Source organism: Streptomyces sp. NPDC026659, from assembly GCF_040638245.1.
GTDB lineage: Bacteria > Actinomycetota > Actinomycetes > Streptomycetales > Streptomycetaceae > Streptomyces.
Map to the genome: position 1 here is coordinate 333,485 of NZ_JBEZXY010000008.1, position 21,557 is coordinate 355,041.

Annotated in this window: 20 protein-coding genes; 12 read left to right on the forward strand and 8 right to left on the reverse strand. The window is 69.9% G+C overall.

Features of this window, described 5'->3' with window-relative positions:
• Nucleotides 1-53: 53 nt before the first annotated feature.
• The 3 genes from AB0E91_RS22020 to AB0E91_RS22030 all read left to right on the forward strand — a co-directional run bounded on the left by AB0E91_RS22020 (nt 54) and on the right by AB0E91_RS22030 (nt 2,445).
• Entirely contained in the window at nt 54-545 is a 492-nt protein-coding gene (locus tag AB0E91_RS22020; RefSeq protein ID WP_361784355.1) for an RNA polymerase sigma factor, read from the forward strand.
• A complete protein-coding gene (locus AB0E91_RS22025) occupies nt 529-1,053 on the forward strand; it encodes a hypothetical protein (protein WP_361784358.1) in 525 nt (174 codons plus the stop codon). Before AB0E91_RS22020 ends, AB0E91_RS22025 begins: the two co-directional genes overlap by 17 nt.
• Nucleotides 1,054-1,194: 141 nt before the next feature.
• Entirely contained in the window at nt 1,195-2,445 is a 1,251-nt protein-coding gene (locus tag AB0E91_RS22030) for an APC family permease (protein WP_361784361.1), read from the forward strand.
• A gap of 127 nt (nt 2,446-2,572) precedes the next feature.
• Here the strand turns inward: AB0E91_RS22030 and AB0E91_RS22035 are convergent, their stop codons facing one another.
• Nucleotides 2,573-3,127: an EF-hand domain-containing protein gene (locus AB0E91_RS22035; protein WP_361784364.1), complete on the reverse strand. Its 555-nt coding sequence runs from the start codon at nt 3,125-3,127 to the stop codon at nt 2,573-2,575.
• A 301-nt stretch (nt 3,128-3,428) separates the two neighbouring features.
• Between AB0E91_RS22035 and AB0E91_RS22040 the strand changes: the two genes are divergently transcribed.
• The 7 genes from AB0E91_RS22040 (at nt 3,429) to AB0E91_RS22070 (ending at nt 10,161) form a co-directional block, all read left to right on the forward strand.
• Nucleotides 3,429-4,898 (forward strand): hypothetical protein, encoded by a 1,470-nt coding sequence (locus AB0E91_RS22040; RefSeq protein WP_361784367.1) that lies wholly within the window; start codon nt 3,429-3,431, stop codon nt 4,896-4,898.
• Nucleotides 4,899-4,951: 53 nt separating this feature from the next.
• A complete protein-coding gene (locus tag AB0E91_RS22045; RefSeq protein WP_361784370.1) occupies nt 4,952-5,440 on the forward strand; it encodes a hypothetical protein in 489 nt (162 codons plus the stop codon).
• Nucleotides 5,437-6,660 (forward strand): cytochrome P450, encoded by a 1,224-nt coding sequence (locus tag AB0E91_RS22050; RefSeq protein ID WP_361784373.1) that lies wholly within the window; start codon nt 5,437-5,439, stop codon nt 6,658-6,660. Before AB0E91_RS22045 ends, AB0E91_RS22050 begins: the two co-directional genes overlap by 4 nt.
• Nucleotides 6,661-6,700: 40 nt before the next feature.
• A complete protein-coding gene (locus tag AB0E91_RS22055; RefSeq protein WP_361784376.1) occupies nt 6,701-7,048 on the forward strand; it encodes a VOC family protein in 348 nt (115 codons plus the stop codon).
• 270 nt (nt 7,049-7,318) lie between these two features.
• A complete protein-coding gene (locus AB0E91_RS22060; RefSeq protein WP_361784379.1) occupies nt 7,319-7,540 on the forward strand; it encodes a ferredoxin in 222 nt (73 codons plus the stop codon).
• Entirely contained in the window at nt 7,537-8,928 is a 1,392-nt protein-coding gene (locus AB0E91_RS22065; protein WP_361784382.1) for an FAD/NAD(P)-binding oxidoreductase, read from the forward strand. Before AB0E91_RS22060 ends, AB0E91_RS22065 begins: the two co-directional genes overlap by 4 nt.
• A gap of 12 nt (nt 8,929-8,940) precedes the next feature.
• Nucleotides 8,941-10,161, forward strand: coding sequence for a cytochrome P450 (locus AB0E91_RS22070; RefSeq protein WP_361784385.1), 1,221 nt, complete (start codon nt 8,941-8,943; stop codon nt 10,159-10,161).
• Between the two features lie 24 nt (nt 10,162-10,185).
• Here the strand turns inward: AB0E91_RS22070 and AB0E91_RS22075 are convergent, their stop codons facing one another.
• The 4 genes from AB0E91_RS22075 to AB0E91_RS22090 all read right to left on the reverse strand — a co-directional run bounded on the left by AB0E91_RS22075 (nt 10,186) and on the right by AB0E91_RS22090 (nt 15,562).
• Nucleotides 10,186-11,226, reverse strand: coding sequence for a cytochrome d ubiquinol oxidase subunit II (locus AB0E91_RS22075; protein WP_361784387.1), 1,041 nt, complete (start codon nt 11,224-11,226; stop codon nt 10,186-10,188).
• A complete protein-coding gene (locus AB0E91_RS22080) occupies nt 11,223-12,677 on the reverse strand; it encodes a cytochrome ubiquinol oxidase subunit I (RefSeq protein ID WP_361784390.1) in 1,455 nt (484 codons plus the stop codon). The genes AB0E91_RS22075 and AB0E91_RS22080 overlap by 4 nt, the downstream gene beginning before the upstream one ends.
• A 35-nt stretch (nt 12,678-12,712) precedes the next feature.
• Nucleotides 12,713-13,552: an SDR family oxidoreductase gene (locus tag AB0E91_RS22085; protein ID WP_361784393.1), complete on the reverse strand. Its 840-nt coding sequence runs from the start codon at nt 13,550-13,552 to the stop codon at nt 12,713-12,715.
• Between the two features lie 186 nt (nt 13,553-13,738).
• The gene (locus AB0E91_RS22090; RefSeq protein ID WP_361784396.1) at nt 13,739-15,562 is read right to left on the reverse strand and encodes a glycoside hydrolase family 15 protein; all 1,824 of its coding nucleotides are present in this window, start codon (nt 15,560-15,562) and stop codon (nt 13,739-13,741) included.
• A gap of 1,136 nt (nt 15,563-16,698) precedes the next feature.
• On the opposite strand from AB0E91_RS22090, the gene AB0E91_RS22095 reads away from it, so the two are divergent.
• On the forward strand, nt 16,699-17,640 hold the full coding sequence (locus AB0E91_RS22095; RefSeq protein WP_361784399.1) for an amidohydrolase family protein: 942 nt from the start codon (nt 16,699-16,701) through the stop codon (nt 17,638-17,640).
• Nucleotides 17,641-17,732: 92 nt separating this feature from the next.
• On the opposite strand, the gene AB0E91_RS22100 is transcribed toward AB0E91_RS22095, so the two are convergent.
• Nucleotides 17,733-18,677 carry an amidohydrolase family protein gene (locus tag AB0E91_RS22100; RefSeq protein WP_361784402.1) on the reverse strand — a complete coding sequence of 315 codons (945 nt, stop codon included), beginning with the start codon at nt 18,675-18,677 and terminating at the stop codon, nt 17,733-17,735.
• 58 nt (nt 18,678-18,735) lie between these two features.
• Here AB0E91_RS22100 and AB0E91_RS22105 point away from each other — a divergent pair, with 58 nt between their 5' ends.
• The gene (locus AB0E91_RS22105) at nt 18,736-19,266 is read left to right on the forward strand and encodes a MarR family transcriptional regulator (RefSeq protein ID WP_361784405.1); all 531 of its coding nucleotides are present in this window, start codon (nt 18,736-18,738) and stop codon (nt 19,264-19,266) included.
• A 124-nt stretch (nt 19,267-19,390) separates the two neighbouring features.
• Here AB0E91_RS22105 and AB0E91_RS22110 read toward each other — a convergent pair whose 3' ends face one another.
• Both AB0E91_RS22110 and AB0E91_RS22115 read right to left on the reverse strand, forming a co-directional pair.
• The gene (locus tag AB0E91_RS22110; protein WP_361784408.1) at nt 19,391-19,876 is read right to left on the reverse strand and encodes a GNAT family N-acetyltransferase; all 486 of its coding nucleotides are present in this window, start codon (nt 19,874-19,876) and stop codon (nt 19,391-19,393) included.
• Nucleotides 19,877-20,012: 136 nt separating this feature from the next.
• Nucleotides 20,013-21,521: an FAD-binding oxidoreductase gene (locus tag AB0E91_RS22115; RefSeq protein ID WP_361784411.1), complete on the reverse strand. Its 1,509-nt coding sequence runs from the start codon at nt 21,519-21,521 to the stop codon at nt 20,013-20,015.
• Nucleotides 21,522-21,557: the final 36 nt, after the last annotated feature.

Genomic DNA, 21,557 nt, shown 5'->3' on the forward strand with positions numbered 1-21,557 from the left:
TTTCCCCGGGGCGCCCCGGCCCGAAAGAGTGCCCCATCCCCCCATGGAGAACGTTGAAACGGTCCCGAGAGAAGGCGGCGGCAGAGCTCTTCGCCGCTCTCTACCCGCGCCTGGCCGGCTGGTGCCGCCGTCTCGTCGACGACGACGAGACGGCCCACGAGATCGCCTCGGAGGCGTTCACCCGTCTCTGGGCCCGCTGGACGTCCGTGTCGGAGCCCCGGGGCTTCCTCTACGTCACGGCCGCCAACCTCGTCCGGGACCACTGGCGCCGCATGGAGCGCGAGCGCAGGGCCATGCGCCGCGCCACCGTGGAGGCGTCCGTCCTGCCGCCCGCCGAGCAGACCGACCCCTCGGTCCGCCTGCTCGTTCAGGCGCTCCCCGAACGGCTGCGCACACCGACGCTGCTGCACTACTACGCTGACGTGCCGATCCGGGAGGTGGCCGTGCTCACCGGGCGCAAGGAAGGGACCGTCAAGGCCGACCTGCACGCGGCCCGTGAACTGCTCCGCGCCCACCTGAGGAGAAGCCTTGACCACATTCAGTGACGACGGTCCCGACTTCGGCCCCGAAGACCCCCTCGCCGTCATCATGCGGCCGCCCGCCACGCACCTCGCGCCTCCCCCGGGCCGGTACGAGGAGATCCGCCGGGGCGCGGCCCGCCGCCGCGTCCTGCGCGCCGCCGTCGGCGCGGGCGCGACCTGCGCGGTCGCCGCCCTGCTCGCCGTACCGCTGCTGCGTACGACCCACCAGGCCCCCGCGACCCCGACGGTCCCCCTGGCTCCGCCGCCCGCGAGCAGCCCCACGGCCGTGCCGAACCCGGAAGCGTCGGCTCCCCCGCACACCACCACCGGCACCCCCAGGGTGACGCCGACCGACCCCGCCCGCCGCACGACCTCGGCCACCTCCCCGTCCGCCGTCCCGTCAGGCCGCGACTTCTCGGCCCCGGCGGCCCCTGCGGTCCCCTCGGCACGCCCGCGCGGGGCCGCGCCGTCGACGAGCCCCACGCGGTCCGAGGCCGCCGTGTCGGCTGCGCCTTCGCACAGGGGCGGTTGAGGTCCCGGACGAGCGCGGCGGAGCCGGTCGGCGGGTTTCGGATCACCGCACGTTCGGATGTCTCGGCTATCGTCCGCCGGGACCGGGAACCGCGGAACGGACGGAAGGCGCGTGATGGGTGGGACACCGACGGCGGCCGGCATGCCCGATGAACTGCGGCGACGCCTCGGACTGCCGGACGCCGTGGTGATCGGCCTGGGGTCGATGATCGGCGCCGGGATCTTCGCCGCGCTCGCCCCGGCCGCGCGTGCGGCGGGCTCGGGCCTGTTGACGGGGCTGGCCGTGGCCGCGGTGGTGGCGTACTGCAACGCGACCTCGTCGGCGCGGCTGGCCGCCCGGTACCCGGCCTCCGGCGGCACCTACGTCTACGGACGGGAGCGGCTTGGCGCGTTCTGGGGGTATCTGGCCGGCTGGGCGTTCGTGGTGGGCAAGACCGCCTCGTGCGCGGCGATGGCACTGACCGTCGGCGCGTACGTGTGGCCCGCGCACGCCCACGCCGTCGCGGTGGCGGCGGTGGTGGCGCTGACGGCGGTGAACTACGCCGGGGTGCGGAAGTCGGCGTGGGTGACCCGCGTGATCGTCGCGATCGTGCTGGCGGTGCTCACCGCCGTCGTGGTCGCCACCCTCACCTCCGGGGCAGCGGTGGCCTCCCGGCTGGAAGCGGGTGCCGACGCGTCGTGGGGCGGGGTGCTGGAGGCGGCCGGCCTGCTGTTCTTCGCGTTCGCGGGCTACGCGCGCATCGCCACCCTCGGCGAGGAGGTGCGCGATCCGGCCCGGACCATTCCCCGCGCCATTCCACTCGCGCTGGGCATCACCCTGGTCGTCTACGCCCTGGTCGCCGTCGCCGTCCTGACGGTGCTCGGTCCGGACCGGCTGGCCGGTGCCGAGGCGCCGTTGGCGGACGCGGTCCGAGCGGCGGGTGCCGACTGGCTGTCCCCCGTGGTCCGGGCGGGCGCGGCGGTGGCGGCTCTGGGCTCGTTGCTCGCGCTGATCCTCGGGGTCTCGCGCACCACGCTCGCCATGGCCCGTGACCGGCACCTGCCGCACGCCCTGGCGGCGGTGCATCCCCGGTTCAAGGTGCCGCACCGCGCGGAGTTGACGGTGGGCGCGGTCGTGGCGGTGTCGGCGGCGGTGGCGGACGTACGCGGGGCGATCGGGTTCTCGTCGTTCGGCGTCCTGGCCTACTACGCTCTCGCCAACACCTCCGCCCTCACCCTGACCCCCGAGGAAGGCCGCCCGTCCCGGATCGTCCCCGTCATCGGCCTGACCGGCTGTCTGGCCCTGGCCTTCGCGCTGCCGGCGGGCTCGGTGGTCTCCGGGGCGGGGGTACTGGCCGTCGGTGCGGCCGTGTACGGCATCCGGCGGGTTCTGCTCCGTGGTGGGACTGTCTGACACGGGCCCGTCGCGGCTGGAACACCATCGGCGGACACGCATGCGGTACGAGCCGGTTTCCTGGACGCACCGCACACGCGAAAAAGGGTGAGGACCGGAGGATCGCCGCTCCGTCACCCCGGCGGGGTCAGAAGCGACCGAAGAACCAACTGCCCGGCTCGTCCAGGCTGTTGGAGTTGAAGTACTGACGGCAGCCCCTCACCGCCTCCTGACGGGACATGTGGCCGTCCCCGTCCGTGTCCAGGGCGATGAAGGTGTCGATCGCGTCGGGGACGCTGATTCCCCAGACGTTCTGCTGCAGCCGGATGAACTCGTCCTTGCTGATCTGGCCGTCGTCGTCGACGTCCATGATGTCGAACAGGGAGTTGGCGAGCGCGTCGGTCGCGTTGAAGCGCGTGGTGTCGTCGACCGTCCTGCGGACCGACGAGATGTACTCCTCCTCCGAGATCCGGTTGTCGTGGTTCGTGTCGGCGTGGCGTACCAGCTCGTGCCAGAGCATGTCGAACGCCGTCGAGATCGCGCGGACCTTCTGGTCGTTCTTGGTCAGCTTGTACTCCTTCGCCAGCCGGTCGACGAAGGACGCGAAGTCGGAACGCTCGAGGTACCCGTTGCCGTCGGCGTCCAGGTGCTTGAAGACGCGCTCGTACTTGCGGGTCAACGGGTCTGCCGTGGTAGTGGCCATGACCTCTCCTTTTGTTCGGTGTTTTCGGACAGGGTGAATCCGCGGAAAACAGGCCGCACGAAACAGGCCCGTAACCGTCTTCACCCGGGGTCAGCTAACCAGAACCCAGACCCATGAAACCCCGCCATCCTTTTCCGTCCCACCAGAACCATGCACAAGCCACTCATTCGACTGAGCGCGATCGTTCGACATTTCGATATGACGTGCTGAATTTATGCTCACCCGTCACCTTCCAGTTACCGGAAGGGATTTGCATTCCGCCCGGTCCGATGCTCTAGATTCCGCACAGGAGGTGAGACCCATGCTGCTTATGCGTGATGGCACGTCCGCCGTCGCGGCCTCGGACCTCATGAAGGTCCACCTGGTCGACGTGCGTTCGACCCTGGCCGGTCAGGGCGACCTTGCGGGGCTCCAGGCGAGAAAACTGGTGCGGATTCTGCATGAGGCTGCCCATTCTGGACTCCATGACGAGAACCTGAAGTACTGGCGCGACAAGAAACGTGTTCGGGAAATGCTCCAAGAGCCCCCGGGCCGTCTGCTGAACGAACTCTTTCCGGCGATCCCGCTTCTTTCGCGTACGAAGCTGCGTGCATCACCCCGAGGAGCACTGACGCGGCCGATCCAGTCCTTTCTGCATTACTACGAGTCCTCGGGCACGACCGGCGACCCGGTCGCCGCACCCAAGGCCGTGGACGATCTCATCGTCAACACGGTGAACATCGGCGAGATGTGGGCACGCGTCCTGAAGGAGGGCGACTCGGCCCTCATTCTCATCAACGGGCCCTTCGCACCGGCCGGGTACCAGTTCGAAAAGGTCCTGGAATACCTGGGTTTGTTGTCCGTCCGGCTCTGGGTGGACCAGGTCACCGGCGACTACTCCCGCGTGCTGCGCATCGTGCGGGAGCTGGGCATCAACACCTACGTGGGTGCTCCGTCCCGGCTCACCGAGCTCCTGCAGTACGCCCTGTCACGGGGAGAGGCACCGCCCGCTTTCGGCAAGCTGCTGCTGATCGCGGAGCAGACCGGCCCCAGCTTCGTCCGGCACATCGAAACCCTCACGGGAGCCACCGCCCGGGTCGCCACCTTCGGTTCGTCGGAGACCGGCACCGTGGCGGTGACGTGCGAACACGGTTCACTGCACACGCAGCCCCAGAGTTACCTCCTGGAAGTGCACGACGAGGCGGGCACGCGTCCGGTCGAGGAAGGCCGGGCGGATTCCGGGGAGTTGGTGGTCACCACACTGGATCTGCCGTCACGGCCACTGGTGCGGTACCGGACGGGCGATCTCGTCGAGATCGCCAACGGTCTGTGCCCGTGCGGCGTCCGTACACCGGTGCTGCGCACGCTCGGCCGGCAGCAGGACGCTCTGAAGCTGGCGCGGGACGGTGTACGGCAGGAGGAGTGCGAGGCCGTCGTGTGGGCGTCCCAGGACGCTCGGGCGCCTGTCGTGCTCAATTACATGCTCGTGGTCAAGGGCGACTCGGTCGTGTGCCTGGTGACCGCCGACCGCGACACGACTCCGGCCTGGGAAGCAGAGCTCGGCGAACGTCTCGATCCTCTCTTCGCCGAACACCACGTCACGGTGCGGACCGTGTCCGCCCTGCCCCCGCTCGCTTCGATGGGCGCCTACGTGGGCTGGAAGCTCTCACGGCTCGTGGACCTCGACGATCCCGCCCTGAGCGGCAGTCTCCCACCGCCCCTGCAGGAGGCGGTCCAGCAGTCCCTGAGCCAGATCGCGCGGATCACCGCCGTACCCGCCATGACGACGTGACCGCGCCCCGCGCAACGGTCACCGCACGACGCAGCACCCGGGAAAGGACAGTGATGGTCGAGAGCACGATGACCGACAAGGAGAAGGCCGAGTTCGTCCTCGGGGTGTACTTCCGGACCCAGGCCGCCATCGAGCGGTACATGGGGCGGGAGAACCTGCCGGAGTGGACCGAGCACGTGGCCAGGATCAACTCCGATGCCATGCGGCACCGGCTGCCCGACACGGACGACCAGGCCCGGGACCTGCTGTCCGGGCTGCGCGCGATGCTCGGCGTCTACGGTTCCGACACCGAGACCCGTACCTCGCCGGAGCGAACCGAACTCACCGTACGGCGCTGCGGCATCTTCGACTACCGGGAGCAGGCCGCGCGGCGGGGCGTCACCCTGACGCTCGACCGGCCCTGCGAGTTCTGCGTCGATCTGCATCAGCGCACCGCCGCGCACCTCGGCATCAGCGCGGAGGTCGAGCTGGCCGAACGCGGTTGTCACTGGACGGTGCCCGCGCCCTCGGCGTCGCGCGGCCGCGAAGGAGCAGCCCGATGAGCGCGCCGGTGCGCGAGGACCTGGCGCCCCTTCCCTACCGCAGGGATCCGGCATGCCCGTTCGCCCCGGACCCGGAGCTGGCCCGACTGCGCCGCGAGGAGCCCGTCTCACGGGTCCGGCTCACCGGCGGATCGGAAGCGTGGCTGGTCACCCGGTTCGCCGATGCCCGTCAGGTCCTGGCCGACCCGCGGTTCAGCAGCCGGCTCACGCCGATCGGCGTGGTGGTGCCCCCCTCACGCGACCAGGACCTGACGCGGGCTCTGCGGTCCCGCCAGCCGGGTACGTTCATCGAGGAGGACGCACCCGAACACACACGGCTGCGCGCGATGGTGACGCGGGAGTTCACGACCCGCCGTATGCGTCTGCTCCAGCCGTACGTGGAGACCGTGGTGGAAGAGCACCTGGACGTCATGGCCTCCGCCCCGCACCCCGTCGATCTCATGGAGACCTTCGCGCTGCCCGTCCCTTCCCGGATCATCTGCGCCATTCTGGGGCTGCCCGCGGAGAGCACCTACGATTTCGCCGGGCTCACCCGGGTCATGACCGACGTCATGTCGCCGCTGCCCGACCTCATCAGGGCACGCGATGCCCTCCGTGCGGGCATGCGCGAGGTGGTCCGCGGCAAGCGGCGCAGCCCCGGGGACGACCTGCTGGGGCGCGTGATCCGCGACTTCGGACAGTCCGTCACCGACGAGGAACTGGTCGGTATCGGCAACCTCCTGCTGGTCGCGGGGCACGAGACGACCGCGCACATGCTGGGCCTGGGCGTGCTGGCGCTGCTGCACCACCCCGACCAGGCACACGTGCTGCGCGATCGGCCGGATCTGCACGATTCGGCTCTCGACGAGCTGGTCCGGTACGTCACCATCCCGCATCACGGCGAGCTGCGAACCGCGACCGAGGACGTGCCCGTCGGCGACGTCCTGGTCCGGTCCGGCGAGCAGGTACTCGTCTCGCTGCCGTCGGCCAACTGGGACCCCGAGGGCATCGACGCCCCCGACACCCTCGATCTCACCCGCCCGGCCCGTACCCACCTGGCCTACGGGCACGGCGTCCATCACTGCGTCGGCACACCGCTGGCACAGCTCGAACTGCGCGTGGCGCTTCCCGCCCTGCTGCGCAGGTTCCCCGACATGCGCTGTGCGGTTCCCCACGACGAAGTCCCCTTCCGCAAGTCGAACGTCACCTACGGGCTGCACGCGCTGCCCCTCACCTGGTGATCACCGCAGCGGACGCCACCCAACCCACTGGAGGCCACACGTGAGCAACATCGTCAAAGTGATCGCCCGCGTCACCGTGCCGGAACTCTCCGCGGCCGTTCCCTTCTACCAGGAGCTGGGCGGCGCGGAAGCCGCCTCGACCTTCGAGTACGCGGGCGTCCGGCTCGCTTCCGTCAGCCCCTTCCTCCTGCTCTCCGGGGACAAGGCCGCGGAGTTCTCCGACCGCCGCGCCACACTCGTGGTCCGGGACCTGACGCCGGTCACCGACGCCCTGCGGCGAGCGGGCGGCCGCGTACTCGACGGCCCGTCCCCCGTCCCCTCCGGCAACCGCATGATCGCCCGGCATCCGGACGGATCCGTCTTCGAGTACATCGAACTCCCCTCGTGACGGCCGGTCGGCCGACGTGCGCGGGCACCGGCCTGCGAGCGAACCGGGATCGGCGGGGCACCCCTTTCCCAGGTGCAGGTGATGCACCCAGGGCATAGGCTTTTGACGGCGAGGGCACGTTTCTCCGGGCGCTCTCGCCGGCCGTGGTCGCATCATTCGCGACAGTCGAACCCTTCTTCGCAGACCCGGAGTTTCCGGTGCGTCCCTTCGCGCTTCGCGGGGGTAGGAGACGGCCGAGTTCTTTCTCCCGCAGTCCCTGTGGAGGTCGGGATGAGAATTGTCGTGGATCTTTCGCGCTGCGAGGGGTACGCGCAGTGCGCGTTCCTCGCTCCGGACGCGTTCCGGATGCATGGCGAGGAAGCACTCATGTACAACCCCAGTCCCGACGACGCCGAGCGCGACCAGGTGTTGCGAGCCGCGGCCGCCTGCCCGGTCCAGGCGATCCTGGTCGAGTGGGAGGGGCAGCACACACCGGCGGAGGCGTCGTCGTGACCAGCGCGGAAAACCTGCGGGGGTTCAAACGTGACGGCCGCATCGTGATCGTCGGTGCGTCACTCGCGGGACTTCGTGCCGCGGAAGCCCTGCGTGACGAGGGTTTCACCGGGTCACTGACCATGATCGGCGACGAGTCGGCGGAGCCCTACGACCGGCCGCCCCTGTCCAAGCAGGTCCTGACCGGGTGGGTCCCGGCGGACGACACCACGCTGCCGCGGCGACGCGACATCGATGCGGAGTGGCTCCTGGGCGTGCCCGCCGACGGACTGGACCTGGCGACCAACCACGTGCGGCTCGCCGACGGACGCGAGATTCCCTTCGACCGGGTGCTGATCTCCACCGGAGTACGGGCGCGGCCCTGGTTCATCGAGAGCGAGGCGGACCTGGACGGCGTGTTCGTCGTCCGTACGCGCGAGCACGCCGCGGGCCTGCAACGGGCCCTCGCCGCCGGACCCTCGCGTGTCCTTGTCATCGGTGCGGGATTCACCGGCTCCGAGATCGCCTCCGTGTGCCGGGAGCGCGGCATCCCGGTGACCGTCGCCGAACTCGCACCGGCCCCGCTGGTCGGGGCGCTGGGCGCCATGATCGGTGACGTCGCGGCGGACATGCAGCGCGCTCACGGTGTCGACCTGCGCTGCGGTGTCAAGGTGACCGGGCTGGAGGGCGACGCCCAAGGGCGCCTTCGCCGCGCCCACTTCGACGACGGCAGCTCGATCGACGTCGACGTGGCGGTGGTGGCACTCGGCGGCATCCGCAACACCGAATGGCTGCGCGACTCGGGACTGGCGGCCGGTGTCTGGGGAATCGCCTGTGACACGGGGTGCCGCGCCATGACGCTCGACGGACTGATCACCGACGACGTCTTCGCCGCCGGGGACGTGGCACGCTGTCCCAACCCGATATACGAGTACCGGCTCATCTCGCTGGAGCACTGGGCGAACGCCGTGGAGCAGGCCGAGGTCGCGGCGCACAACATGGTGAGTTCCCAGGCGGACCGCTGGCCCCATCTGACCCTCCCGCTGTTCTGGTCCATCCAGTTCGGCGTCAACATCAAGTCCGTCGGTGTGCCGACCTTCGCCGACGAAGTGGCCGTCACCCAGGGGTCGGTGGCCGAGCAGCGTTTCGTCGCCGCGTACGGCTACCGGGGCCGCGTCACCGCCGCGGTGAGCTTCAACAACGCGAAATGGCTTGACTACTACCGGCAGTTGATCGAAACGGCCGCCCCCTTCCCGCCGCCCTGCCCCACACCGGACCAGCCCGCCGGCATGAAGCCGGTGCCGGTCGACTTCCCCGGCCCCACCCTGCTCGCCCAGGGAGCCACCGTGGTCGTCACCGGTCACGACCCGGGTGAACGGCGCGTCACGGCCGCGCAGCAATACCGGTAGGAGGGAAGCGAGATGAGCACGTCCGAGACGCACGACATACTGCGCCGCATCCTCGACTACTCCTCCCGGGCCGACCCGTACCCGCTGTACGAGGAGTTGCGCAGAACACCGGTGGCCCAGCAGGCGGACGGCAGCTATGTCGTCAGTACGTACCGCGAGATCGCGGATCTGCTGCACGATCCGCATCTGAGTTCCGATGTCCGCAATCTGTCGCGGCCGATGCCCGCGGCCGGGTCGGAGGCCACGCCCGCCTTCATCAACATGGACCCGCCCGCACACGACCGTCTGCGGCGCATGGCCATGCGGCATTTCGGCCCCCCGCACACCCCGGATCTGGTGACGAGCCTGGACCCCGCCCTGTCCGAGACCGTCGGCGGTCTCATCGACGGCTTCGCGGGCAGGGACCGGATCGACATCGTCGACGACTTCGCCTATCCGTTCCCCGTCGCCGTGATCTGTCACCTGCTCGGAGTGCCCCGCGAGGACGAACCGAGGTTCAGCCGGTGGGTGAACGACGTGGTCGACTCGATCGACTACGACCCCGAGACCGACCCGAAGGAAAAGCTGGACAACGGCGTTCAGGCCCGCAAGGCCCTGCGTGAGTACCTCGGCGGCCTGCTGGAGCAACGCCATGGCAAGCCGGGCGACGACCTGTTGTCACAACTGGCCCACGACGACGGCCCGGACGGGCGGATGACCGACGAGGAGATCGTCGCCACCGCCAACCTGCTCCTGATCGCCGGTCACGAGACCACCGTCAACCTCATCACCAACGGCATGCTGACGCTGCTGCGCCACCCCGACGTACTGCGGCGCCTGCGCGACGACCCGGATCTGGTCGTGCCGCTGGTCGAGGAACTGCTGCGCTACGAGCCCCCGGTGCACATCATTCCCTGGCGGGCGGCGTACAGCGACATCACCGTCGGTGACACCGTCGTCCCCAAGGGCTCGCAGATCATGCTGATGCTCGCCTCGGGCAGCCGGGATCCGAACCGCTTCCAGGACCCCGACCACTTCGATCCCGATCGGCCGAACAACCAGCACCTCGGCTTCGGCAGCGGCATCCATCTGTGCTTCGGCGGCCCGCTGGCCCGGCGGGAGACCCAGATCGCGCTGGCCGAGCTGGTACGCCGGCTGGATCGGCCCCGGCTGGTCGCCGACCCGCCACCGTACCGGCGCAGCCCCGTACTTCGTGGCCCGGTCCATCTGTACGTCGAGCAGGACGCCGCCTGACAGCAGTCCGCTGCCCCGACGAGGTCACACCTCGTCACCCGGGCGGCCGGGCCGCAGTTCGGCGTCCGTCAGGCCCTCCAACTCGCCCTGGGTGTCCAGCCAGTACAGCAGGACCACCGCGGGGAGGACCAGCACGACCGCGACGAGGGTGACGAGACCGAGCCAGCGCAGCGTGGTGTGAGCCCCGGCCCCCTCGGCGACGGTGAGGGAGACCGGAATCAGGTAGGGGCGCTGGGCCATGCCCCAGGCGATGACCGCCGAGGCGACCGCGGTGACCGCCGCGCCCCGGGACCACGCTCCGGAGGGGCGTGTCAGCGACCATGCGGTGGCGAGCGTGGCCAGCGCCGACACGATCACGAAGACGAGCCCCACGCCGTGGGTGAGCCCGTGCCACACATGGGGTGCGTCCCCGTGTGTGACGACCAGTGTGATCACGGCGAGGACGACGACGGCCGCCAGTGCCGCGAGCGCCCGCCGCCGGAAGTGGCCATCGAGGTCCGGCACGGCGAAGCGCCGGGCGTCCGCGGCCAGGAACACTGCGCCGAGCAGCGCGGTGAGCGCCACGGCGAGGAAACCGAACAGCAGCGAGGTGGGGTTGGCCCAGGCGTCCGTCGACGCCGTCACCCGCGCGGTCACCCGGCCCGAGGCCACTCCCCCGGCCGCGGCGCCCAGGAAGAACGGCGTCAGCAGCGACGAGACCGCGAACATCGCACCGTACAGACGTCGGCCCGCCAGTCGGGTCAGGGGCTTGCGCAGGGCGAAGCCGGCCCCGCGGAGCACCGTGCCGACGGCGGCGAGCGCCAGGGGCAGCCACATCGCCGTGAAGACGCGCTGGAAGAAGACGGGAAAGCCCGTCCACATGATGACCAGCACGAAGATCAGCCAGACGTTGTTGACTTCCCAGACCGGGGCCATCGCGTGGTCGATCAGCCGCCGCGAGCGCTCGCCGCGTTCCGCTCCGCCCGCGGTCAGGTCCCAGAAACCGGCACCGTAGTCGGTGCCGCCACCGCAGGCGTACGCGGCGACCGCGAGCAGCAGGACGACCGCGATGACTCCGGCGATCACCTCCGGCCCCCCGTCGACGAAGCGTTCTCGTCGCCTCCGGAACCGGCCATGGGGCGCGGACCGTACGGCGTGTCCGTCTCCGGAGCCTGTGGACCGCCGTTCTCGTCGGCGGTCCGCCAGCGTGCGCGCATTTTCAGCAGCACCACCAGGAGCGACCCGAAGACGAGGACGTACACCGCGACCACCACCCCGAACATGATCCACAAGCTGGTGGAACGCGTCGATGTCACCGCTTCCGCGACACGCATGTTCTGGTACACGATCCACGGCTGGCGTCCCACCTCGGTGGTGATCCAGCCGCATTCGACGGCGGCGACGGAGGCCACCCCCGCGCACGCGGCGCCGCGGTAGAACCACGGGGAGGCCGGCAGCCGACGGTGCCGCAGCCACACGAGGGCGTACCAGATCGCGAGCAGGAGCAGCAGCGAGCCGAGGACGGCCATGGCGTCGAACGCGAAGTGGGTGATGGTGGCCTCGGCGGGCGTCGGCCGGTCGGCGGCCGGTACGGACGTGAGGCCGGTGACCTTGGTGTCCGGGCGGAAACCGGCGAGGATGGAGTCGAGTTGGGGAATCCTGATGCCGCCCTTGACGGTCCCGTCCGGCTGCAGTCGGCCGAACAGATACTCCGGGACGTGGGTGTCGGTCTTCCAGACGATCTCCATGGCCGCGAACTTCACCGGCTGCTTGTGGAAGACCTGCCGGGCGATCGAGTCACCGAGGACGAACTGCACCGGTGTGCACACGGCGGCCAGCGTGAAGGGGATCGTGAAACCGAGGCGGTGGTAGCGGTCCCGGCGCCCGCGCAGCCATCCGACGGCGTACACCCCGGCCACGACGTAGCCCGCCGTCACCAGCATCGCGACGACGAAATGCCAGTACTGCGGACCGAACATGGGGGTGAAGACCGCCTTCCAGATCTTCACGTCGACGGGGTTGCCGTCGGGGTCGAGGGTGAAACCCCGCGGGGTGTTCATCCACGAGTTGGCGGCCAGGATGCCGAAGGCGCCGAGCAGGGCCGCGAGGGGCAGGGGCAGCCCGAGCAGGAAGTGGGTGCGGGCGGGAAGCCGTCGCCAGCCGTAGAGGTAGATGGCGATGAGGATGGCTTCCAGGAAGAAGGCCCATGCCTCGACGCCGAAACCGATGCCGAAGACATCGCCCCACCGGCCCATCATGCCGGGCCACAGCAGCCCGAACTCGAAGGAGAGCACGGTGCCGGTGACGACGCCGATGGCGAACTGGACCGCCATCACCGCCGACCAGCGTCGCGCCAGCAGCAGGGCGGTCCCGTCGCCGCGGCGCAGACCGTAGCCGTGCATGATCAGTGTGATCAGCGGCAGCGCCACGCCCAGCGGCACCAGGATGATGTGGGAGGCGAGGGTGAAGGCCATCTGGGATCTGGCCGGGAGCAGCTGTGCCGGCACGTCCGCCGACAGCATGACCGTGAAGTGCATGGGCCCTCTCGCTGGACGGGCGGGGAACGGGCGTGTCAACCGCCGGTGGCGAAGCCGGGGAAGAGGGTCATCCCGCCGTCCACGTAGAGGGTGGTGCCCACGACGTAGTCCATGAGATCCGAGGCAAGGCCGACGACCGCGTAACCGATGTCCTCGGGGTCGCCGATACGGTCGTAGGGGATCAGCCGCAGAAGGTCCTCACGGGCTTCCGGGGTCTCCCAGGCGTCGCGGTTGATGGGGGTTCTGATGGCCCCGGGGGCCACCGCGTTGACCCGGATCTTCTGAGGGGCGAGTTCCTGGGCGAGGGTCTGCATCATCATCTGGACGCCTCCCTTGGAGGAGGCGTAGTTCACATGGCCGGCCCACGGGATGATCTGGTGCACCGAGCTCATGCAGATGATCTTTCCGGCGGCGCGTGAGACCTCGGGCACGACGCCGCGCCGGAGAAACTCCCTCGTCGCCTCGCGCGCGCACAGGAACTGCCCGGTGAGGTTGACGTCCAGCACTTTCTGCCACTGGGCGACGGTCATCTCGGTGAACGGGGCGTCGCGTTGGAGTCCGGCGTTGGCGACCAGGATGTCGATCGTGCCGAACTCCCGGACCATCCGGTCCATCATCGCGACGACCTGGTCCTCGTCGGACACATCCGCCTCGTAGGCCGCCGCCCGTACTCCGTGGGCGGTGATCTCCTCGACCACCTGCTCGGCGTCCTCGCGCCCGGCCACGTAGTTCACGACCACATCGGCTCCGGCACGGCCCAGGGCGATGGCCGTGGCCCGGCCGATCCCGGAGTTGGCGCCGGTGACGAGCGCCTTCTGCCCCTTCAGCAGATGGCCGGGGATGACGTTCTGTGCCGCGCCCTCGGTCGCACTCACGATGTCTGTCTCCTCCACTCCGTGACCCGGATCAGCGGGGCCGTGACCCGAAGGCTCGGGCACCAACAGAACACCGTGGACGCGGAACCGCACCGCGAGGGGGCTCGTGTCGCGCCGCGTCCCGCGGATGTTCACCCGCCCAGAGGTGCGCCGGCCGGGACCGGGACCGTCCTCGCGGATCTGCTGTCAGACGCGCTGCCAGAACCGGTCGAGCGCGTCGTTGAGTGTCGTGGCGGCCATGATGAGGGACAGGTGGGTGAACGCCTGCGGGAAGTTCCCGAGCTGTTCTCCGCTCGGACCTATCTCCTCGGCGAAGAGGCCGACGTGGTTCGCGTACGTCTGCATCTTCTCGAAGGCGTAGCGGGCCTCGGCCAGCCGCCCGGCACGGGCGAGGGCGTCGACGTACAGGAACGTGCAGAGGCTGAACGTCCCCTCGGACCCCTGCAGTCCGTCGGGGGACGCCTGGGGGTCGTAGCGGTAGACCAGGCTGTCGGAGACGAGGACGCGGTCCATCGCGTCCAGGGTGGTGAGCCACGCGGGGCTCCGGGGGGAGAGGAATCCGACCCGGGGGGCGAGCAGGAGGGACGCGTCCATGACGTCGCCTCCGTAGTACTGCACGAGGGCCTGTTCCTTCTCGCTCCAGCCCCGCTGCATGACCTGTTCCAGGATCTCGTCCCTGGCGCGGGTCCAGCGCGCGGTGTCGGCAGGCCTGCTGAACTCGGCCGCCAGCTTCAGACCGCGGTCGAAGGCGGTCCAGCACATCACCCGGCTGTAGGTGAAGTCCCTGCGCCCGCCCCGGGTCTCCCATATCCCCTCGTCGGGCCGGTCCCAGGAGTCGGCGAGCCAGTCCAGTGTGGCCGCCAGGCTCTTCCACCCGTGATAGCCCGCGTGTTCCCCGACCTCACGGCCCTCGGCCAGGCCGTAGAGGGCCTCGCCGTAGATGTCGAGCTGCAGTTGGTCCGCGGCGGCGTTGCCGGCCCGGACGGGGTAGGAGCCGCGGTACCCCTCGAAGTGCTCCAGAATCTCCTCCGTGAGGTGGGGATCACCGTCGACCCGGTACATGATCTGCAGGGGTTCGCCGTCCATTCCCTCATGGGCCTGGAGGCGGTCGCCGAGCCAGTGGATGAACCGGGTCGCCTCGTCCGCGAAGCCGAGATCGAGCAGGGCCCGGATCGACAGGGAGCCGTCCCGCACCCAGGTGTAGCGGTAGTCCCAGTTGCGCTCACCGCCGATCTGCTCGGGCAGCCCCATGGTGGCCGCGGCGACCGGTGCGCCGGAGGGAGCGTAGGTCAGGAGCTTGAGGGTGATGGCGGACCGGTACACCATGTCCGTCCAGCGGCCGCGGTAGCGCGAGGTACGCACCCACAACTGCCAGTAGTTGATGTTCTCCCAGATCTCTTCGGTGATTCCCTCGGTGGTGGGCGGCGGGGGCGGCGCCGCGTCCGGCGGGCACATGGTGAACACCACGGCGGCCGCCTCACCGGCCTTCAGCGTGAGAGCACCCCGGACGTCGTGCCCGTCCTGTTCGAGCGGGAAGTCGCCCTGCAGATACGCGGTGGCCCCCGGGGCGTGGAATGCCGCTCCCTCGGGCGTCAGATCGAGCCGGTGACCGGCCCGCCCGTAGTCGAACCGCGGCCGGCACGCGAGCTCGAATCGCACAGTGCCGCGAACCGTGCGGGCGACACGGACCAGTTGGTGCCGGTCGGACGCCGTCGGGCCGGGCTGCACCGGCATGTAGTCGACGATCTCGCCGACCCCGTCCGGTGACATGAAGCGGGTCACCAGGACGGCGGTGTCCGGGTAGTAGAGCTGTCTCCAGGTCCCTTCGGGGCGCTCCGGCGCGAGCAGGAAGTAGCCGCCGCCGTCGTGGTCGAGCAGGGCGGCGAAGACGCTGGGCGAGTCGAAGCGGGGTGCCGCGAACCAGTCGATCACACCGTGCGACGACACCAGCGCCGCGGTCTGCAGATCCCCGATGAGCCCGTGGTCGGCGATGGGCGGGTAACGGTCCATGACGGTCTCCTTGCCGGTCCTCTGCCGACACCGCCGCGCCGTACCCCGCCCGTGCGTACGGCATCGACGAGTGCCTGGTGATCGTTCGGGTGACGTACGGTGCCGGGTGCCCACGGCGGGCCGCCGCTGGGGCGCCGTTGGGCCGTCGTCGGCCGGGAATCCTCGGGACGGAGCTCGTGTCGACGGCGCGGAGGTTGTCCAGGTGGTGGACCTTTCAGTGGGCGTCCGGGGCGGAACCGGCGGGGTGACCGCCGGAACTCGGTGTCGCCGTCGACCCGGTACCCGGCCCCGGGCGGAAAACGGTCGCCGTTCCCGCCGATCCGGAACTCCGACGCGCCGCCCGTCGGGCGATGCCGCCACCACCCGCACCCGCACCTGTGCCGATCACCATGACGTCGTAGTGCTGCGCTTCGGTCACGCCGCCCACCGCCCTTGGAGCCTTGTCCGATTCCGCCGGGCCGACAGAGGCATCCACCCGGCCGTCATCCGGCCCGTCCACCAACGTATCGCCGGGCGGTGTACCCGGCGAGTCGGGCCGTTCGGGTGAGCCGGGGCGACCGCACGGGGCCGTCGGGCACCGGACACATCCCAGGGGGCGGGGTTCCTCGCCTCGCAGGCGGTGTCCGACTTCGGCCGACGGCCTCGCCGCCACGATCCCCGAGCGCCGACCAGGCGGCCAACATGCCTTCGGCATGGATGGTGTACGGCGCCAAGGCAAAGAGCACCTCGAACTGTGCGTCATCACGGACATCGACGTCGATCCCCATTCCGGGATCGCCCTTCACGGAGCGCGCTCCGCGATCCACCGCGTCCTGGCCCATGGACAGCGCACGTTCGTGGAGGGACACCACCTCTTGCGGCCAGGCGGTCTGGAGGAGGTTGGTCCTCGTCGGCTCCCCCAACGCGCGTGATCCCGGAGGGACATGGGTTTCCTCGGTCACCACGCTGCGGACCGGCGGCCAGAACGGTGTCGACCGCGTCACCGAATCCGACCGGCGTTCCGCACGGCCGGTGTGGCAGACACCCTGGACCCGTGGGCCCCTCGGGGCGTCCCGAGCGGGCCGGATGGCGGGCGTGATGTCAGCGGGCTACGTTCCAGATGATCTGTCGAAGGGGGCGGAAGAGGGAGACACCGGATGGCGAACGCGGATCGTATCGATGTGCACACGCACGTGGTGCCCCCGTTCTGGGGCGAGGCGCTGCCGAGTCACGGAGGCGACCCGTCGGGCTGGGCCACCCCGGGGTGGAGTCCGGAGGCGCACCTGGCGTACATGGACGAGCAGCGGATCGCCACCAGCGTCCTGTCACTGACCGCGCCGAGCGTGGTCGGCTGGGAGGGTCAGAAGCGCCGGGACATGGCGCGCAGGGTCAACGAGTACGTCGCGGAGCTGGTCGCCCGGCATCCGGACCGGTTCGGCAACTTCGCCACCGTCCCGCTGCCGGACGTCGAGGGCGCCGTGGCGGAGGCCGAGTACGCGCTGGACGAGCTGGGCGCCGACGGCGTCGTACTCCTGAGCAACTACGAGGGCGTCTACCTGGGCGACCCGAAGTACACGCCACTCTGGGAGGCACTGAACCGGCGGTCGGCCGTCGTGTTCGTCCATCCCGGCCACCCCCTCATCCCGCTCCTGCCGGACGTGCCGGGCCCGCTCGTGGACTATCCCTTCGACACCACCCGGAACGCCGTGCAGATGGTCTTCGCCGGGGTACTGGACCGCAACCCCGACGCGAAGATCATCCTCGCGCACGCGGGCGGGTTCGTCCCCTACGCGGTGATGAGGTTCTGCGAGCTGCAGCCGGCCCTCCACCCCGACGGGCCCACCATCGAGGAGCTGTTGGCGAAGTTCAAGCTGTTCTACTGGGACACCGCCCTGTCCTCCGGGCCGGACGCCTTCCCCAGCTTCCTGGCCTTCGCGGACCACGAACGCATCCTCTTCGGCAGCGACTTCCCCTACGCGCCCGCGCCCGTAGCGGCAGCGTTCAACCATCTCCTGGACACGCACAGCGGCCTCACGGACGAGCAGATGACGGCCTTCAACCACGGCAACGCCAAGAAGATCTTCGCGCGCCTCACCTGAGAGGTCCGACGCACGACGTGCCGATGCCCCGCACTGTCGGTGCGGGGCATCGCGGCATGGCGCTGACGCGGAGCGTGTGTGAACGGGCGGGGTCAGCGGGCGAGGCGGGGGAAGAGCGCCTCGGCGTTGCCGCGGTTGACGGCCGCGGCCTGGCCCGGGGTGAAGTCGGGGTAGGTCTCCAGGAAGTGGTTGTAGTAGGAGCCGGCTTCCTGCGGGGCGAAGGGCCAGTCGCTGCCGTAGAGGACGTGGCCGGGCTCGGCGAAGGCGAGCAGGGCGGGGAGGGCGGAGGGGCTGGCGGACAGGGCGGTGTCGAAGTAGAACCGCTTCAGGTCGCGCAGGATGTCGTCGGCCTTGCGCTCCCGGTCCACGACGGTGGAGGTCAGGCCGGAGAAGCGGTAGGCGGCGTAGGGCAGGAAGCCGCCGCCGTGGGAGAGGATCACGCGGACGTTGCGGTAGCGGTCCATGACGCCGTTGAGCACCATGTTCAGGGCGGTGCGGGTGGTGTCGAAGACGTAGTCCGCGAGCGGGGCGGGGGTGCCGGGCAGCAGCGTCATCGGGGGCTGCGCGGGGTGGACGAAGACGTTCGCCGAGCGGCGGTCCAGCTCGGCCCACAGCGGCTCGAAGTCCGGGTCGCCGAGGTACTTGCCATGGGCGTTGGACATCAGGACCACGCCGTCGGCGCCGAGGACGTCGAGCGCGTACGCGGCCTCCGCGACAGCGGCGTCGACGTCGGGCAGCGGGATGCTCGCGAAGTGGCCGAAGCGGTCGGGGTTGTCCTTGACGACCTCGGCGCCGTACTCGTTGACGGCGCGGGCCAGGTCGCGGGCGTCGGCGTCGTCGCCGAGGTGGACGCCGGGCGAGGTGACGGACATGACGCCGGTGGCGATGCCCTGCTCGTCCATCATCGCGATCGCGCTCTTCGGGCTCCAGGCGGGGATGGCCCAGCCGCCGGAGGTCAGGCCGCGCGCGGCCAGGGTCTCGGCCCAGACGGGCGGGACGATGTGGTGGTGGACGTCGATGCGTGCGGGGAAGTCCATGACTCAAAGCCTCCTAAAGCTTAGCTTGCTAACGACTTCATTTAGTAAGCTAACAGTCATGCGAGAGCTGAGCAAGCACGACGAGGACGATCTCCAGGGCCCGACCGGTGACGAGGCGGGCGTGCGGGAGCTGGCACAGGCCGCTGACCGGCTGTTTTATGCGATGCGCCGCTCGCGGGCGGCAACCATGCGGCACGCGGGGGCCGGGCTGTCCATGGCGCAGCTGACCCTGCTGGAACCCCTCTCCGCCGACACCAAGGGCGACGGCCTCCCGGTCGGCAAACTCGCCGCCACCGCCGAGGTCAGCGTCCCGACCGCCACCCGCATGCTCAAGCAGCTCGAAGCAGCGGGCGTGGTCACGCGACAGCGTTCCCCGCACGACGAGCGCCAGGTCCTCATCCGCCTCACCGGCGACGGCGCCGACCGCCTCGCGGCGATGCAGGCGGAGCTACGGGCCCGCCAGTCCGAGGCGCTGTCACACTTCACCGCCCGCGAACGCCACGAACTCGCCGCTCAGCTCCAACGCCTCGCCGCCGTCATCGGCGACACGGTTCCCCAGGCCGGCGAGGGAGAGAGCACACGGGAGTGACGCACCCTGATTCCACCCCCAGAGGCAGAGGCGACGGCATACACGGAGCGCGCGGCGTCCAGCAGCTCCCGCGGGCCGGCCACCATGCGGGCGAAGCCGGTGCCCCGCGAACCGGCACACCGCGTCATTCCGAAGGAATGCGGAACTCGAACTCGGGACGGTCCCACAGCACGGCGGGCGGGTTCGCGAGCGCGGTCCCGATCCGTACCGCACCGACACGGTGGTAGAAGTTCTCGGCGGGAGGATGCGACACGACCTTGACGCGGTCGAGCCCGGCGGCACGGGCCTCGGACCGCATGTGCGCGACGAGCAGCCGTCCTATACCCCGTCCTTGCGCTTCGTCGGCGACGAACAGCAGGTCGAGCTCCGGCGGAGCGAGGACGAGCGAGTAGAACCCGAGGACCCGGCCCCCGTGTTCGTCGGCGTCGACGGCTACGAAGACGCGATGGGCCTCGATGTAATCGGGACCGACCCGGTAGCCCGCGACCATGGCTGCGTACTTACCCTCGTAGGCGCCCGAGCCACGCACGAGCCGCGTGAGCCGTTTGGCATCCCGCGCGACGGCCCGCCGTATCGCGATCTGGCTGATCGGGGAAGTGCGTGAGCTCATCTGGAGAGTATTTCGCACTGGGGGGAGGTGCCTTCCTGCGGCGGGTCGGCCCGACGGTTCCGATCGAGGCGTCGATGCTGCTGGGGGCGTGACTGAGCCCCCTCACCGGCCGGGAGGGGGCTCGGGCCGTGCTCGGTCAGCGGGAGGCGGGCGGGATGCTCTGGTCGTACTGGAAGACGTTGCGCGGGTCGTACTTCGCCTTGATCTTGCGCAGTCGGTCGACGTTGGATCGCCAGTAGGCGGTCTCCCAGTCCTGCATTCCGATGTTCGGCACGTTGACGTAGGCGCCGTCCACGTAAGGACGCAGCTCCTGGCTGAATTCGGCGATCCATGCCTGCGCCTGAGGGGTGAGCGGGTCGCAGATGCCCGGCTGGTCACTGCGCTTGCCCCAGCCGACGCCGGGCTCGGAGTAGAAGAGCGCGTCGCGGTGCGGGAACGCCGTACCGCCGCGGGGGCTCCTCTTGACCGCCCCGCCGAACGCCTGGACGAAGAAGTTGCTGTCGTCCGTGGGGGCGTCCCTGATGAACGAGGAGATCACGTCGATCGCCTTGGTCGGGAACGGCTTCCTGGTGAACTGCGAGTAGAACTTCCAGTTCGCGGGTTCGTCCTCGATCGGGATCTGGAATCCCGCGTACACGTCGCCCCAGTTCCCCACCTGCGTCGAGACCTGAGGGCTGTCGATCGACAGGATCGGGGCCAGCAGCCGTTTCGCCTCCGCGGGTGTTCCTTCGGCGAGGACCGCGAACAGCAGGATCTGGTTCCGGTGGATTTCGAGCTGGGTGCCGAGGCGGTCGTCGGTGTACGGCGCGGTGCGCTGGTAGGCCTTGAAGATCCTGCTCAGGTCGCCGGTTCCGTCCCACGTGGCCTGGAGGTACGTGACGCTCTTCAACGGGGCCAGCTTGTAGGTGAGGGAGGTGACGATGCCGAAGTTGCCGTTGCCCGCTCCGCGCAGCGCCCAGAGCAGGTCCGCGTCGTGGTTCGGATCGGTCTTGATCACCTTGCCGCACTCGTCGCCTTCCGCGACGACGATCTCGGCTCCGATCAGGCTGTCGCAGGCCATGCCGAGCCAGCGCGTGAGGAAGCCGAACCCGCCGCCGAGCGTGGCTCCGGACAGGCCCACGCTGCCTTCGGTCCCTGTCGTCACCGCGAAGTTCTGCTTCGCGAGTGTGGTCACCGCTTCCACCTGATTGAGTCCGGAGCCGACCGTCGCGACGCGAGCGGCTCTGTCGATGTGGACCGACTTCAGCTCGCTGATGTCGATCACGAGGCCGCTGTCGACGTTCGACCAGCCCTCGAGGCTGTGGCGGCCGCTCCGGATGCGCAGCGCGACGTCGTTCTGCCGCGCCCACGTCAGGGCGTTGACCACGTCCTGGGTGTTCTGAGCGAAGACGATCACCAGCGGATAGTGGGAGAAGAGCTGGTCCCAGCCGAGGCGCGCGTCCGTGTACCCGGGGTCGTCGGGGCGGACGATTCGGCCGGTCAGCTTGGCCGGCGGGCACTTCGCCCCGTGTGCCCCGCTCACGGCTTCCTCGGTCGCCGCGCTCGCGTCGGGGGCCGCGGCGGCCGCGACGCCGGGCACGACAACCGCGCCGGCACCGGCGACCGCCGTCGCCTTGAGCAGTCCGCGACGAGAAAATTCGTTCATGGTCCGTGTCCTCTCGACCACCAGCAGGCGCGAATC

Coding starts and splice junctions, on each gene's coding strand:
- AB0E91_RS22115 (WP_361784411.1), bottom strand. CDS start 21,521: ATGAACGAATTTTCTCGTCGCGGACTGCTCAAGGCGACGGCGGTCGCC.
- AB0E91_RS22105 (WP_361784405.1), top strand. CDS start 18,736: ATGCGAGAGCTGAGCAAGCACGACGAGGACGATCTCCAGGGCCCGACC.
- AB0E91_RS22080 (WP_361784390.1), bottom strand. CDS start 12,677: ATGCACTTCACGGTCATGCTGTCGGCGGACGTGCCGGCACAGCTGCTC.
- AB0E91_RS22045 (WP_361784370.1), top strand. CDS start 4,952: ATGGTCGAGAGCACGATGACCGACAAGGAGAAGGCCGAGTTCGTCCTC.
- AB0E91_RS22070 (WP_361784385.1), top strand. CDS start 8,941: ATGAGCACGTCCGAGACGCACGACATACTGCGCCGCATCCTCGACTAC.
- AB0E91_RS22050 (WP_361784373.1), top strand. CDS start 5,437: ATGAGCGCGCCGGTGCGCGAGGACCTGGCGCCCCTTCCCTACCGCAGG.
- AB0E91_RS22090 (WP_361784396.1), bottom strand. CDS start 15,562: ATGGACCGTTACCCGCCCATCGCCGACCACGGGCTCATCGGGGATCTG.
- AB0E91_RS22060 (WP_361784379.1), top strand. CDS start 7,319: ATGAGAATTGTCGTGGATCTTTCGCGCTGCGAGGGGTACGCGCAGTGC.
- AB0E91_RS22035 (WP_361784364.1), bottom strand. CDS start 3,127: ATGGCCACTACCACGGCAGACCCGTTGACCCGCAAGTACGAGCGCGTC.
- AB0E91_RS22095 (WP_361784399.1), top strand. CDS start 16,699: ATGGCGAACGCGGATCGTATCGATGTGCACACGCACGTGGTGCCCCCG.
- AB0E91_RS22100 (WP_361784402.1), bottom strand. CDS start 18,677: ATGGACTTCCCCGCACGCATCGACGTCCACCACCACATCGTCCCGCCC.
- AB0E91_RS22030 (WP_361784361.1), top strand. CDS start 1,195: ATGCCCGATGAACTGCGGCGACGCCTCGGACTGCCGGACGCCGTGGTG.
- AB0E91_RS22110 (WP_361784408.1), bottom strand. CDS start 19,876: ATGAGCTCACGCACTTCCCCGATCAGCCAGATCGCGATACGGCGGGCC.
- AB0E91_RS22040 (WP_361784367.1), top strand. CDS start 3,429: ATGCTGCTTATGCGTGATGGCACGTCCGCCGTCGCGGCCTCGGACCTC.